This is a genomic window from Clostridium sp. AF36-4 (assembly GCF_003435975.1).
Lineage (GTDB): Bacteria > Bacillota > Clostridia > Lachnospirales > Lachnospiraceae > Eubacterium_F.
Window position 1 is genome coordinate 63263 of the sequence record NZ_QTVH01000005.1, and the last position, 15780, is coordinate 79042.

Sequence of the window (15780 nt, forward strand, 5' to 3'; positions counted from 1 at the left end):
TATGGAAATCATTATGCTGACAGTAGGTCAGGTATGTACTAATTGTTATATCATTCATCAAGAAGGTACGAATTCTTGTGTTGTGATTGACCCTGGTGACGAAGCAAAAAAAATAGCAGACCAGATTCGCAAAAACGGCTGGGACTGTGAGGGGATTTTATTAACACACGGACACTTTGACCACATTACCGGCGTGAGTGACCTTGTCTCTTATGTTGGTGGAAAGGTGTATGCTTACAGGGAGGAACTTGATGTTTTGAAAGACCCGCATCTGAATGCCAGTGCGATGGCAGGCTATGAGGTGGCAATTGAGCCTGAGATGTTACTGCGTGACGGTGAGAAACTTGAGATTGCCGGATTTGTATTCCGTGTCATTTATACGCCGGGGCATACGAAAGGCGGATGCTGTTATTATGAAGAAAAGGAGAAGGCTTTATTTAGTGGAGATACCATTTTTATGGAATCGATTGGCAGAACGGATTTGCCGACCGGAAATACGGCACAGTTGTTAGATTCCGTGCGGAATAAAGTGCTTGTGCTGCCGGATGATGTTAAAATTTATCCGGGACATGGGCCGGAAACAACGGTTGCCTATGAGGCGGCAAACAATCCATATGCATAGGGGATTTATGTATGATTACTTTTGAAATGAAGAAAAATGACAAAAAGCCATTGGAATTTGCTTATGATATGAGAGCACTTTCCCAGAGTTTTTTTCCGGAACACCCTTGTGAAATTAAAGAGAGGGAAGACTGGAAAGAGCAAGAGGGATATCCCTTGTCATGTTATTTTGGAGATGAGCTTTTCTTTCATTTGGATTTACCGATAGGCTATGATAAAAACAGTGTAAAAGCTGCGGTGTACAGACAGTTTTCAGAGAAAGCAAATAAGACACTGCCATGGGGGATTCTTACCGGGATTCGTCCTGCGAAAATTCCACTTCGCATGCTTTTTGAAGGGAAAACCAAAGAAGAAGTCCGTGAGTGCTTAAAAGAAGAATATCTGGTGAGCAAAGCAAAGATTTCTCTTGTGATGGATGTTGCAGAGAAAGAATATGAGATGGTAAAAGATTTGGATGAAAAAAACGGATACAGTGTCTACATTGGAATTCCGTTCTGCCCTTCCATCTGCCAGTACTGCTCCTTTTCTTCTTATGATTACAAGAGTTATGCCACAAAGGTGGATGCCTATTTAGAGGCACTGGAAAAAGAGATGGCTGCTTTTAGTCTGCAGGCCGGAGAGAGACCGCTGCATACCATTTATGTAGGGGGCGGAACGCCGACATCTCTGAATGAGCAGCAGTTACAGAAACTGATGGATATGATACAAAAGCATCTGGATGTAAAAAAGGCACTTGAGTTTACGGTGGAAGCCGGGAGACCGGACAGTATTACAATGGAAAAACTTGAAATTTTAAAACGTGCCGGTGTGACGCGTATTTCCATTAATCCACAGACAATGAAGCAGCATACATTAGAATTGCTCGGTAGAAATCACACAGTAGAACGTGTGAATGAAACATTTTGGATGGCACGTAAGGCTGGTTTTGATAACATTAATATGGATGTGATTGTTGGATTGCCGGAAGAAGATGAAGTGGACTTTTGCAATACGCTGTATAAAATCCATGAACTTGACCCGGATAGTGTCACCGTGCATACGCTTGTGATTAAGAGAGCATCCAGAATGAGACGTGAACAGATGGAGAGAGGTGGAGAAATTCGCCCGGAAGATACACTGATTCCGATTATTCAGAAGGCAAGCGAGGATATCTTAAGAGATTACGGATATCTGCCGTATTATATGTACCGCCAGAAAAATAAGGCAGGTACCACAAGAAATACAAATCAGGAAAATGTTGCCTATGCAAAACCGGGTAAGGAGTGTTTATATAATACGTTAATCATGGAAGAATGGGAAACGATTGCGGCACTTGGCAGCGGCGGCTCCACAAAGTATGTCATTCATGAAGAAAACCGTATGGAGCGCATTGAAAACGTAAAAAGTGTGGATGATTATATTCTCCGCATTGATGAGATGATAGAAAGGAAAAAGAAATTATGGCATTAAAGAAAAAACCAACAACCGGAATGAAAGACATTCTGCCAAGAGAGATGGAGATTCGAGATTATGTAATCGGACAGATTAAAGAGACATATCGTACTTTTGGTTTCCAGTCGATTGAGACCCCTTGTGTGGAACATATTGAAAATTTGAATAATAAACAGGGCGGTGAAAATGAAAAACTCATTTTCAAAATTTTGAAACGTGGTCAGAAACTGAATCTGGAGACGGCAGAAACCGAAAGCGATTTGGTTGATGGTGGTCTGCGCTATGACCTTACAGTGCCGTTATCCAGATATTATGCGAATAATGCAAATGAACTGCCGGTTCCGTTTAAGGCACTTCAGATGGGAAATGTATGGCGTGCCGACAGACCACAGCGTGGACGTTACCGTCAGTTTATGCAGTGTGATATTGATATTTTGGGTGAGCCGTCAAACTTAGCGGAAATTGAATTGATTCTCGCAACGACGACGCTGCTTGGTAAACTGGATTTTGAAAACTTTACCATCCGCATTAACAATCGTAAAATCTTAAAAGGAATGGCTGCTTTCTGCGGATTCCCGGAAGAAGAATACGACGAGGTGTTTATCATTCTTGATAAGATGGACAAGATTGGTATGGACGGCGTTGTGGCAGAACTTTTAGAGGCCGGTTATGCCGGTGAATCCGTAGAAAAATGTAAGACTTTATTTGAGACAGTAACAAGTGATATTGAGGGCGTACGCTATATGAAAGATACGCTTGGCGAGTTTTTGGAAGAGGGATCTGCCGAAGATTTGGAGACTATTATTTCTACAGTAGAAAAAGTTAAAACAGCAAATTTTAAAATTGTTTTTGACCCGACACTTGTCCGTGGTATGAGTTATTATACCGGACCAATTTTTGAAATTGCGATGGATGAGTTTGGCGGTTCTGTCGGTGGCGGCGGACGTTACGATGAAATGATTGGAAAGTTCACCGGAAATAACACATGTGCATGTGGATTTTCCATTGGATTTGAGCGTATTGTTATGCTGCTTTTAGAGCGTGATTACAAAGTGCCGTCGGCAGCTCAGAAAAAAGCCTATTTGATTGATAAAAAAGCATCTGCGGATGTAATCGCAGAAGTAATCGAAAAGGCAAAAGCCGAAAGAGAAAAAGGAATTATTGTTGCTATTAATATTATGAAAAAGAACAAAAAATTCCAGAAGGAACAGCTCATGGCAGATGGCTATGAAGAGATTGAAATGATTTACGCAGATTAATTAGCAAAACAAACCGATACAATCGGGTTATCTATGGAGGTTATTATGGCAGAGTCAATGACAGGATTAAAGCGCACATGCCGATGCGCGGAATTAACAACAGAAAATATTTCTCAAACCGTTACCGTGATGGGATGGGTTCAGAAAAGTCGTAACAAAGGCGGAATTGTCTTTGTGGATTTAAGAGACCGTTCCGGTATTATCCAGCTTATTTTCGAAGAAAGCAATGTTGGAAAAGAAGGGTTTGAAAAAGCAGCAAAATTAAGAAGTGAGTTTGTTGTGGCTGTTACAGGAACTGTTACAAAGCGTTCCGGTGCGATCAATGAGAATTTGAAAACCGGTGAGATTGAAGTGGTTGCCACCGATATCCGGATTCTTTCGGAATCGGAAACACCACCATTCCCAATTGAGGAAAATTCAAAAACAAAAGACGAACTTCGTTTGAAATATCGTTATCTTGATTTGCGTCGCCCGGATTTGCAGCGTAATCTGATTTTGCGCAGTAAAGTCGCTATGGTTGCACGCCAGTTTTTGGCAGATGAAGGATTTTTGGAGATTGAAACACCAATTTTGATTAAGAGTACACCGGAGGGAGCACGTGATTATCTTGTGCCAAGCCGTGTGCATCCGGGCAGTTTTTATGCGCTGCCACAGAGTCCGCAGGTGTTAAAACAGCTCCTTATGTGTTCCGGTTATGACCGTTATTTCCAAATTGCAAAATGTTTCCGTGATGAGGATTTGCGTGCAGACAGACAGCCGGAGTTCACACAGATTGATATGGAATTATCTTTTGTTGATGTGGACGATGTTCTGGATGTCAATGAGAGATTACTGCAGAAAATGTTTGCTCTGATTGATGTGGATGTTCCACTCCCAATTCCACGTATGACCTGGCAGGAAGCAATGGACCGTTTTGGGTCGGATAAGCCGGATACCCGCTTTGGCATGGAGCTTAATGATGTGACAGAAGTCGTTAAAAACTGTGGTTTTGGCGTATTTACCGGTGCCATTGAAAATGGCGGTTCCGTGCGTGGTATTAATGCGAAGGGACAGGGCGCTATGCCACGTAAGAAGATTGATAAATTAGTTGACTTTGCAAAAGATTTTGGTGCCAAAGGACTTGCTTATCTGTGTATCAATGAGGATGGCAGCTATAAATCTTCTTTTGCAAAATTTATGACAGAAGAGGAATTGAAAAACTTAGTAGAAGCAATGGCTGGTGAGCCGGGCGATTTGCTGTTGTTTGCAGCGGATAAAAATAAAGTTGTCTGGGATGTGCTTGGAAACCTTCGTCTGGAGCTTGCGAAACAGATGGATTTGCTTGACAAAAATGAATTTAAGTTCCTCTGGGTAACGGAGTTTCCGCTTCTTGAGTTCAATGAGGAACTGGGCCGTTTCCAGGCAATGCACCATCCGTTTACAATGCCGATGGAAGAGGATATTCCATATCTGGAAAGTGATCCGGGACGTGTTCGTGCACAGGCTTATGATATTGTATTGAATGGTACGGAAATCGGTGGAGGTTCCATCCGAATCCACCAGAACGATATTCAGGAGAAGATGTTTGAAGCATTAAACTTCTCCAAAGAAGATGCGTATGAGCAGTTTGGATTTTTGTTAGATGCCTTCAAATACGGCGTTCCGCCTCATGCAGGACTGGCCTATGGTCTGGATCGTCTGGTTATGCTGATGGCAAAGGAAGACAGTATTCGTGAAGTAATTGCATTCCCGAAAGTAAAAGATGCTTCTTGTCTGATGACAAATGCACCAAGTCCGGTGGATGCAAAGCAGTTAGATGAATTAGGTATTATGGTTGAAGAAAAGGAGGAACAGGCAGAATGAGTGTAGCACAAAAAAGTTTTGGAACAACCAAGAATGGAGAAGAGGTAACTCTTTACACCATCACAAACAAGAATAACGTATCGGTAAGCGTCATTGATTATGGTGCAAACTTAGTGTCTTTGATGGTACCGGATAAAAACGGCAATGTGGAAGATATTGTTCTTGGATTTGATAACGTTGCCGGTTATGAAGTGAATGGATGCTTTTTCGGTGCGTTCATCGGACGTCATGGAAACCGCATCGGCGATGCCAAATTTGAGTTAGACGGTGTAACGTATGAACTTGAGAAAAATGATGGAAAGAATAATCTGCATGGCGGCACACCGGGCTATCATCAGGTTATGTACCAGGCAGCAGTTGGTGACAACAGTGTCACATTTACCCGTGTAAGTCCGGATGGAGAGCAGGGATATCCGGGAAATCTTGATGTGAGTCTGACCTATACGTTGACAGATGACAATGAATTAAAATTGCATTATGTGACAAAATCAGACAAAAACACACTTTGCAATTTGACAAATCATAGTTACTTTAACTTAAAAGGACACAAGGGCGGACAAATTACGGACCACATTGTGACGATAAAAGCAAACGGCTTTACGTCGACAAGTGACGATTTGATTCCGGACGGAACAATTGTAGATGTGACCGACACACCAATGGATTTCAGAAAGCCAAGATGTGTAGGTGACGATATTGATTCCGATTATCCACCGATTGTTTTGGCAGGTGGTTATGACCACAACTATGTTTTGGATAAGCCGGAAGGAACTTTTGCAAAAGTAGCAGAAGTGACAGAAAAGGAAAGTGGCAGAACAATGGAAGTGTATACAGACCTTCCGGGCATGCAGCTTTATTCCGGAAACTTTATTGAGAATGAGAAAGGAAAAGATGGACAAACTTATACAAAGAGAACCGGTATCTGCTTTGAAACGCAGTTTTTCCCGAACTCCATCAATGTTAAGTCCTTTACACCATGCGTGATTAAAGCAGGCGAAACCTTTGAATCCGAAACAATGTATAAATTTTTCTTTTAGTTAGGAAATACTTACGATCGACAAATGCTAAGCTTTCTAATCGGATAAGTGATGGTGTTTGTCGGTTTTGCATAACAAAAAGGAAGATGGCGGGGAACCATCTTCCTTTCTGCATTAAAAAGAGGAGAAAGTTTGGTTTAAAAACACCAAAACAATTTATGAAAAAAAGAATCTTGTAAGCAAATTCATGTTACAATCGTTAGTATAGGGGTTAGATGTTAGGATAGTTTTGCGAAAATGTAAACGTTTTGTTAACATGGGAAATTTACGGTAATTCTTTTTTGTGGGAATAACGAAACAAGATATGGTTGAATACTATAGGATAAAAAGGCAGCTTTGATTTTACTAAAGGAGAGTGAATGGTGAAAAGTGTATTGGGAAAATTGATTCAAAGAGAATTTGGAAAAGAACGGTATGCGTGCTATGCCGATAAATTAAAGAGAAAACAAAGTATGGATGTGTTTTGCGATATTTATGAGAAATTGAGTCATTCGTCGGAAGAAGAACTGGATTTGGCGTTAAAAGGACTTTTGGACACCGTGCAGCAGTCAATTGGAATCAGCCGCAACTTTATCTATATTGTGACTGGTTTTGCAGTTACGGTGCTTACGCTTGTTTTTTTACAGCTTCCTGCGGTGGTGTTTGCCATAACAGCAGTGACCGCCGGACTTATTTTTTTGTATAAGACGTGTGAATTTGTGAAAAACCGGTACTGTGACCGTGACATCCGCATTGTTTTGATTTATAAGATTGCTCTCTTTCATCTTTTGGAAGAATCTTGTTTACAAGAGGAGCAACATGAGCTATAATAGCGGTATGTCAATAAATCTGGGGAGCTTGCAGACAGGCTGAGAGGAAGGTGACACCTTCGACCCGAAACCTGATGTGGGTAATGCCAACGGAGGAAGAATCTATGGAGGACCACATTTGTGGTCTTCTTTTTTTTGAATGGAGGATAAGAATGAGTAATTATACGACACAGATGGATGCAGCCAGAAAAGGAATTATCACACCGGAGATGGAGCGGGTCAGCGCTTATGAAAATTTCGATGTGGAAGAACTTCGCGAGTTAGTTGCAAAAGGACAGGTTGCGATTCCTGCCAATAAAAATCACAAATGCTTAAAAGCTTATGGAATCGGTTCCCGTTTGAAAACAAAAATCAATGTTAATCTTGGAACGAGTAAGGATTGTCTTGATTTGGATGTGGAAATGAAGAAAGTACAGGCGGCTGTCGATATGGGTGCTGAGGCAATTATGGACTTGAGTTCATTTGGTGATACACAGAAATTCCGCCGTAAACTGACAAGTGAATGTCCGGCTGTTATTGGTACCGTGCCGATTTATGATGCCGTTGTTTACTATAACAAAGCATTAAAAGACATTACTTCCGATGAGTGGATGGAAGTCGTAAAAATGCACGCCAAAGACGGTGTTGATTTTATGACCATTCACTGTGGAATTAACCGTGCCACAGCAGACCGTTTTAAACAGAATCTGCGTCACACCAATATTGTATCCCGCGGCGGTTCCATTATTTTTGCATGGATGGAATTAACCGGAAATGAAAATCCATTTTATGAGAGATATGATGAACTTTTGGATATCTGCGAAGAGTATGATGTGACAATCAGTTTAGGAGATGCCTGCCGTCCGGGAAGTATTGAAGATGCCGGAGACATTTCGCAGATTTCCGAATTGGTTGCACTTGGTGAACTGACACAGCGTGCATGGAATCACAATGTACAGGTTATGGTTGAGGGACCGGGTCATATGCCGCTGAATCAGATTCGTGCAAACATGGAAATTCAGCAGACGGTATGTAAGGGAGCGCCATTTTATGTATTAGGACCTTTGGTGACCGATGTTGCACCGGGTTATGATCATATTACCAGTGCGATTGGTGGAGCAATTGCTGCGACTTATGGTGCATCATTCCTTTGCTATGTAACACCGGCAGAGCACTTGCGTCTCCCTACACTTGAAGATGTTAAAGAAGGAATTATTGCTTCCCGCATTGCAGCCCATGCTGCGGACGTGGCAAAAGGACTGCCGGGTGCAAAAGACTGGGATTTTGAAATGAGCGAAGCACGTCGCAATCTTGATTGGGAAAAGCAGTTTGAACTTGCCATTGACCCAGAAAAAGCACGCCGTTACCGTGCAGAAAGCAAACCGGAAAAAGAAGATACATGTACGATGTGCGGAAAAATGTGTGCCGTAAGAAATATTAATAAAATTCTTCGAGGTGAAGACGTCGATATCATGGACTAAACGAATTACTATCTTGCAAAACACCCTCCATTAGGTGTATAATAATACTGCATTAATGTGCGGATATTATACCCATGGAGGGATTTTTTATGAAGAAAAGGATTTTGGATTTTTTAATTAAGATTGGAAAGAAGTGTAAACCACTTACCTACCCGGTAATGATTGTAGTCATTGCCTTTTTGACAATTTATCATGCGATAAGAAATCTATTTACAAAGGAGAATAAATGGAAGTCTCTTGTGACCGGTGCCATCTGTCTGGTTGCCATTGTAGGAGCTGTTCTTGTCCTGCCATCACTGGCGGATGAGATGACGGGTGAGAGCCAGACCGAGACTGTGTCAGAGGCGGAACTTGAGCCGACGATGACACCGGATGTGACGGTGGAGCCGGTTGTGACTGAAGAACCGGAAGAAAAGCAGGACAGTGAGGAGACAGAATCGGTAGAAGAAACGACAAAACCGGAAGAAGAGAAAAAAGACGAGGGAAAGGCGACGGATGAGCCACAGGCAACTGAGGAACCGCAATATCAGTCAGCAGCCAAACAGGATGAATCCGATAATCTGCCAAAAGAGGAAAAGAAGGCAATTAAGAAAAAGAGGGAAGCGGCACCGGTTCAGTTAGAAAAACCGACCTGCCAGGTGGTAGAGCAGCCGGTAGGGCCGTATACATATCCGATGGATTCAACCATCAAAGTAAAAGTTGAAGTAACACCGCCGGCAGGAGCCGGTTATGAGTGCCAGTGGTATGTAAGCAAAACGGCAAACGGTACCGGTGAGGCGCTGGTTGGAAATGGAGCAAAGACAACAACGTATTCCATTCCGAAAGATACCGGAGCCGGTGATTATTATTTCTACTGTATGGTGAAAAGTGTTGACAATAACCAGTATGATTTAGATTCTGAAGAAGTACGCAGCGATGATGTAGTTGTTACGATTCAGAAGGGCGAGCCGCAGCTTTCTGATTTTGATATCAGTACGATTAAAGAGGAATACTATTATACCGGAGAAATCATTAATCCAACTATTGTGTCTCCGAAAGAGGGAATGGGAAATGCCTATATTGTTGTGAAAGATGGCACGACAGAAAATCGTCCGAAAGCAGACAGTGATGATCCTTATGCGATTTATCTGCATGTCAGCAAGGGTAGTAACTATAAGGCAAAAACAATTGATTTGAATAAAACAATTACCATTAAGCGTTATCCGACACCAACGAAACCGTACACAGTCAGTGGTACAAAAGGAAAACTTGTCGATGGAAAACAGTGGTATACTTCAGATGTAAAGATTGTACCGATGAGTGGCTATTTGATTTCAACGGATGAGAGCGATTTTAAAGATTCCATCATTTGTTCATCCGATGGTACGAATCAGGGACCACTTAACGTCTATTTAAAAAATAAAAATAATAAAGGAATCACCGGTGCAATAACGGTGGCAGAAAAGCGGGATGGACAGATTAATATTGATAAGACCAAACCGACAGCAACGATAACTTATGAAGGAAAACAGTATTCGGATGCCGATCATGAACTTAGCGAGGATTGCTTTAATCATGAAGTTGTATTTTCTCTGAGTGCAGAGGATGAGACGAGTAAAGTGGACAGCCGTGCTTATGTGCTGGCAACAAAGGCGATGACGGCAAGCCAGTTAAAGTCAGCTTCCTGGGTTACTCTTGCAGAAGGGGACACGGTTACGTTCAGCCAGGAGGGAAAACGTATTTTCTATGCTCGTGTAATCGACAAGGCAGGAAATACAACTTATTCCGCATCTAATCAGATTACTGTGGATAAGACCTTGCCGGAAATTTTATGTGGAAGTAAAAAATTAGGGGATACGAAAAGTTATATTGCAGATCGCAAAAAAATTACGGTTACGGATGACTATCTTTCAAAGGTTACTGTGAAAAACGGTTCCAATACGGTTCTTACAAAAACAGAAGATGATATCACAAAGGGAAGTGTATCGTTTGTCATTGAGAGAACTACGGAAACGAATGATGATATTGTTTACGAGATTACGGCAGAGGATAAGTCCGGTAATCAGAAAGTTACGACATTGACACTGAAAAATCCGGTACTTGATGTCGATGCGAAAAACCTCGATTTTGGAAGTGGCAGCTCGGCACTGACTTATGGTTATGAAGAGGTGGAAGCACAGGCGGTAAGCTTGATAAATAAAGCAAACAATCAGCCGGTGGCAGCAGATTCCATTACATTGGAAGGTGCAAATGGAGAAGCAGAGTATTTTGAAGTTGCAGATGGAACAAAAATACGTCCAAAACAGGGACTTCATGCAGGAACTTATACCGAAGTGGTTCGGATTGCTTATAATGGAGATGCTGAGTCCGAGGTGACCTGCAAATGCAGCGTAACAATTAAAAAAGCCAACATGTTAGTGCGTTACACCGGTCAGAAAGATGTCGGTTATCATACGCTGCCGGATTTGAAAGGAACAATTGAGTACACAGCGACGGATTTTAAAAATGGAGACACAAAGGATGTATTTGTAAAAGATGCAGATTTTGTGGCACCGAAATTATATTATATGGATGAAAATCAGAATAGTCAGGAATTTACATCGGATAAACGTGCAATGGAAACGATGCAGCTGATTCCGGATGGCGGTTCTTCACACGACTATGAATTTTCATATGCAGCCGGTGAACTGGAAGTGAAACATCATGTACTTCGTGACGGCTATGTGATTGAGGGTAAAAAGGTAAAAGGCTACGATTGGTATGTATCAGATTATGTAGCCATCCGCCCGGCGGCGAATTATCAAATTAGTGATTCGGAAGCAGCAGATTCTTTCGCTTCCCAGACACAGTCGATTTCCGTGGCTGGGCCGACAAACGGTGTAGAGAAAAGTTTTTATGTTATGAATACACAGACGGGTGAAATTTCTGCGCAGATGAAAGAGACGATAAAAATAGATAATACGGCTCCGTATTTTAGAAATGGAGAAGGTATTACCGTATCCTCCAATCTGTGGGCTGAGTTTTGTAATTCCGTAAGTTTTGGACTGTTTTTTAATCAGACCAAAGCGGTATCCATCAGTGCAACGGATGAAGAGAGCGGACTGGAACCAATTCAGTATTGTATATCGGAAAAAGCCGTGGAAGGAACAGCAGAGAGTTTAGATACCAAATTAAACTGGGTAACGTATGAGGATGGATTTTCGATTTCACCGGAGGAATATGAGAGTGCGGTTATTTATGCAAAAATAACAAATCATGCCGGTTTGTCAACTTATATATCTTCCAATGGTTTGGTGTTTGATAACAAGCAGCCGGAAATCAATAAGGTTGAAAATGGAAAAGAACAGGGTATCGTGGATGAAAAAGAATATATCACGGAAGTTTTGTCCTTAAAAGTTTCAGACGGTAATTTAAATGAGACAACACTCTATGAGGGAACCGATGTTACGGCATCCGGAAGTGCCCTTTCGATTGTTGAAGAGTCGGAAGGGATGAAGACGGCGGAGAAGGAGATTGCCTGCCCACAGAAAGGCTCTAAGACTTATACCGTGGTAGCGAGAGATTCAGCCGGTAATAATGCGGAGCGTGAGTTTACGATTACGAAACCGATTTATGATATTACGGCAGATACGCTTAAAATTGCGGATGCGGTTTATGGTTACACATCAACGCCACAGACCAAAATAACCTTTAAAAATACGGATAAGGCAAATGCAGACGCTACGGTACAGAAAGTCATTCTTGGCGATGACAAACATTTTGAAGTGAAAAACACAGGAAATGAATTCTGGATTGCTGCCAAAGAAGGACTTTCACATGGTAAATATGCAACGGATGTGACACTGGTTTATAACGGTGGCAAAGAAGCAAAGACGACATGTGGTTTTTCTGTTGATAAAGCGGTTTTGAAGGCGACATATTCGGGCGATGATTTGTATTATCACGAAACGTTAGCTAAGGGTTCTGTAAAAGTAACCGGATTTGTAACGCAGAACGGTGTTGTGGAAACACCGGAGACGGCAGCCGGCTATGTGGCTCCAACGGTTGATTTTACACAGACAGCGAAAGAGACAAAAGAGCTTACACCAAAAGGCGGCAAGGCAGATAATTATACCTTTGAGTATGTGTCCGGTCTGCTTTTGGTTGACCGCCGCTATGCGAGTGCCGGAAAAGACGGTCAGTACCGAATTGAAGGCAGTGTTTCGGATACCGGCTGGTATACTTCGGATTTAAGGATTGTACCAAAAGATGGTTACGAACTTTTGAGAGAAGAGGAAGGAAAAGCACTGGATGAGATTGCTCTTACAAAAGATACAGACTGCGGTGAAGAAAAATTCTATATCATGAATGAGACTACGGGTGAAATTTATTATCCGAGTGTATTCAATTATAAGAAAGATACGAAAATGCCGGAAATTAAAGGTGTTGAAAAAGATGCCACATATGAGGCAAACAGCCGTGAGGTAACGGTATCGGATGAGAATCTGTCGAATGTTACCGTGAACGGTAAACCGCAGAGTATGGAAAATAATACGGTTACATTTACTTTGACAGCAGAACAGGAAACGATGGTATATGTAATTACTGCAACCGATTGTGCCGGTAATATGTCAGATTGCACAGTGGTATTAAATCAGCCGGCATCGCTCCCGGCATCAGATGATACCGATGCGGATAATGCAGGCAATTCAGGTGATAATAATACGGATGGAAATGCAGTTACACCGACCGCTTCACCGTCCCAGGCAATTGCCGGTATTGTGAAAAAGCATGTCAAGGTGGTTGACGGAGCACCGAATACAGCACTTGTAACAGGTACACAGGATTTGAAAACATCTGTACTGTCAAATGGAGAACAGCAGGCAGTAGAAGATGGCAGTAATGCAAGCATTGAATTGCGCATCAAGAATATTGACGGCAGTGTTCCTCAAAACGATAAGGAACTTGTGATTGCAAATCTGTCGGGTTATTCGGTCGGTGAATATTTGGATATCACACTGTGGAAGAAAGTAGGAAGCAGTTCAGAGAAAGAGGTAACAAATTTGGCAAAACCGATTTCTGTAACGGTAACGGTTCCTTCGGATTTGCGGAATGCGTCGCGTGAATTTGTTGTCCTTCGTGTTCATAAAGGAAAAGTATCCGTATTGGAAGATTTGGATTCAGCAACAAATACGGTTACATTTAAGACAGACCGTTTCTCTACGTATGCGCTTGCCTACCGTACGGCTGCAGCACTTACAACGAGACAGACAAATTCCACGAAGAATACAAGTGTGATTGGAACACTTGCGACAAATCCATCACCGGCTACCGGCGATACGGCTCCACTTCTGCCGATTGCTATTGTATTTCTTGGTTCTTTATCAGGAATACTCATAACGATGGTGCTTCGGAGAAAAATGTAATTCATCGGAGGTTTTAGCATGAAAAAAGTTAGAACACATTTGGAAGACCGTGTTCTTCCATCTTATACAAAAGGAGAAGAAATTTTTAATATGGTTTCGCATATTGCCGGTGGTGCGCTGGCAATTGCGGCACTGGTACTCTGTGTGATTTTTGCAGTAATACACACAGATGCATGGGGTGTTGTGGGAGCAGCTATTTATGGCTCCACGATGGTTGTGCTTTATGCGATGTCAAGTATTTATCATGGTTTGAAACCGGAAATGCCTAAAAAGGTGTTTCAGGTTATTGATCACTGTACAATTTATTTTCTAATCGCAGGAACTTATACGCCGGTCACTTTGACGGCACTGAGACCACAGTACCCGGTACAGGCATTTGTGATTTTTGGTATTGTGTGGGCGTGCTGTTTCATCGCGGCAACTCTGACGGCAATTGATTTGAAAAAATATCAGATTTTGTCGATGATTTGTTATCTTGCGATGGGATGGTGTATTATTTTCTTTATTAAACCGACGGTGCAGTGTCTTGGTGCCGGAGGAACCGTCTTTTTGTTTACCGGCGGTGTTGCTTACACCATTGGAGCAATTTTGTATGGTATTGGTAAAAAGAAAAAATATGTGCATTCCATTTTCCACTTGTTCGTGGTGGCGGGAAGTATTTTGCACTTTTTTATGATTTTGTTTTATGTTATACTATAGCGTAAAGTGTTCCCTTATGAATGGGGATGCGGGTTGTTTAGTGGTTTTGATTGATGCAAAAGAATTTGGAGGATAAGATGATAGTAGAACCAAAAGTAAAAGGATTTATCTGCACGACAGCACATCCTGCCGGCTGCAAAGAGAGTGTAAGAAGACAGATTGCTTATTGTAAAGAAAAAGGCATGGTGGAAGGACCGAAGAAGGTATTGGTGATTGGCTCTTCGACCGGTTATGGTTTGGCAAGCCGTATTGCAGTAACATATGGTTACGGGGCAGATACGATTGGCGTGGCATTTGAGAGAGAGTCCAATGGAAGAAGAACGGCAACTGCCGGCTGGTATAACACAAAGGCATTTGAAGAGTTTGCCAAAGAAGACGGTTATTATGCAAAGTCATTTAATGGTGACGGTTTTTCGGAAGAAATGAAAAATCAGGTAATAGAGACGATTCGCAAGGATTTTGGAAAAGTTGATATGGTTGTTTACAGTATGGCAGCTCCGAGAAGAACGATGCCGGATGGAACGACAGTATCCTCTGTATTGAAAACGGTAGGAAAAGAACTTACAAATAAAACGATTGATTTGAGAAATAATGAAATTAAAGACGTAACGGTACCGGTTGCCAACGAAGAAGAAATTGAAAATACGGTTAAAGTTATGGGCGGTGAAGACTGGGAAGCATGGATTCAGGCTCTTGTAGATGCAGACGTCTTGAGTGACAATGCTGTTACGTTAGCATATTCTTATATCGGACCGGAACTGACTCATGCGATTTACAAAGAAGGCAGTATCGGTCAGGCAAAGAAACATCTTTTTGAGACATCGAAAAAACTCACAAAAGAGTTTGAGGCGAAAGGATTGAAGGCTTACATCTCGGTGAATAAGGCGTTGGTTACACAGAGCAGTGCAGCAATTCCAATTGTCCCACTTTACATTTCTCTGCTTTATAAGATTATGAAGAAAGAGGGACTGCATGAGGGGTGCATCGAGCAGATGAACCGTTTGTTTATCGACAAACTGCCGGCAAAGGAAACGGATGCAGAAGGTTATATCCGTCTTGATGACTGGGAAATGGAAGATAAAGTCCAGAATGAAATAACAAAGCTTTGGGACTTAGTTACGACAGAGAACATTGGCGAGCTTGGTGACATTGAAGGTTACTGGGAAGATTTTTATCACATGTTTGGTTTCCATTATGACAATGTGGATTATAGTGCTGATGTAGAAATTTAAAAATGA

At 41.9% G+C, this 15780-nt stretch carries 10 protein-coding genes and 1 riboswitch; all 10 genes read left to right on the plus strand.

What is annotated here, in order from left to right; translation table 11 throughout:
• The first annotated feature begins 1 nt into the window (after position 1).
• The 10 genes from DW005_RS04090 to fabV all read left to right on the plus strand — a co-directional run bounded on the left by DW005_RS04090 (position 2) and on the right by fabV (position 15774).
• On the plus strand, positions 2-622 hold the full coding sequence (locus DW005_RS04090; protein ID WP_117478270.1) for an MBL fold metallo-hydrolase: 621 nt from the start codon (positions 2-4) through the stop codon (positions 620-622).
• 11 nt (positions 623-633) lie between these two features.
• The gene (gene hemZ, locus DW005_RS04095) at positions 634-2070 is read left to right on the plus strand and encodes a coproporphyrinogen dehydrogenase HemZ (RefSeq protein WP_242989357.1); all 1437 of its coding nucleotides are present in this window, start codon (positions 634-636) and stop codon (positions 2068-2070) included.
• Positions 2061-3311 (plus strand): histidine--tRNA ligase, encoded by a 1251-nt coding sequence (gene hisS / locus DW005_RS04100; protein ID WP_022376591.1) that lies wholly within the window; start codon positions 2061-2063, stop codon positions 3309-3311. The genes hemZ and hisS overlap by 10 nt, the downstream gene beginning before the upstream one ends.
• A gap of 45 nt (positions 3312-3356) precedes the next feature.
• The gene (gene aspS, locus DW005_RS04105) at positions 3357-5153 is read left to right on the plus strand and encodes an aspartate--tRNA ligase (protein ID WP_022376590.1); all 1797 of its coding nucleotides are present in this window, start codon (positions 3357-3359) and stop codon (positions 5151-5153) included.
• Complete coding sequence (locus DW005_RS04110; protein WP_117478271.1) at positions 5150-6190, plus strand: aldose epimerase family protein; 1041 nt, start codon at positions 5150-5152, stop codon at positions 6188-6190. The genes aspS and DW005_RS04110 overlap by 4 nt, the downstream gene beginning before the upstream one ends.
• 359 nt (positions 6191-6549) lie before the next feature.
• The gene (locus tag DW005_RS04115) at positions 6550-6999 is read left to right on the plus strand and encodes a hypothetical protein (protein WP_022376588.1); all 450 of its coding nucleotides are present in this window, start codon (positions 6550-6552) and stop codon (positions 6997-6999) included.
• Between the two features lie 10 nt (positions 7000-7009).
• Positions 7010-7114, plus strand: a riboswitch (TPP riboswitch).
• Between the two features lie 37 nt (positions 7115-7151).
• Entirely contained in the window at positions 7152-8459 is a 1308-nt protein-coding gene (gene thiC, locus DW005_RS04120; RefSeq protein WP_022376587.1) for a phosphomethylpyrimidine synthase ThiC, read from the plus strand.
• Positions 8460-8548: 89 nt separating this feature from the next.
• Positions 8549-13843 carry a hypothetical protein gene (locus DW005_RS04125; protein ID WP_117478272.1) on the plus strand — a complete coding sequence of 1765 codons (5295 nt, stop codon included), beginning with the start codon at positions 8549-8551 and terminating at the stop codon, positions 13841-13843.
• An 18-nt stretch (positions 13844-13861) separates the two neighbouring features.
• Positions 13862-14542 carry a hemolysin III family protein gene (locus DW005_RS04130; protein ID WP_117478273.1) on the plus strand — a complete coding sequence of 227 codons (681 nt, stop codon included), beginning with the start codon at positions 13862-13864 and terminating at the stop codon, positions 14540-14542.
• A 77-nt stretch (positions 14543-14619) separates the two neighbouring features.
• Positions 14620-15774, plus strand: coding sequence for an enoyl-ACP reductase FabV (gene fabV / locus DW005_RS04135; protein WP_117478274.1), 1155 nt, complete (start codon positions 14620-14622; stop codon positions 15772-15774).
• Positions 15775-15780 lie beyond the last annotated feature (6 nt).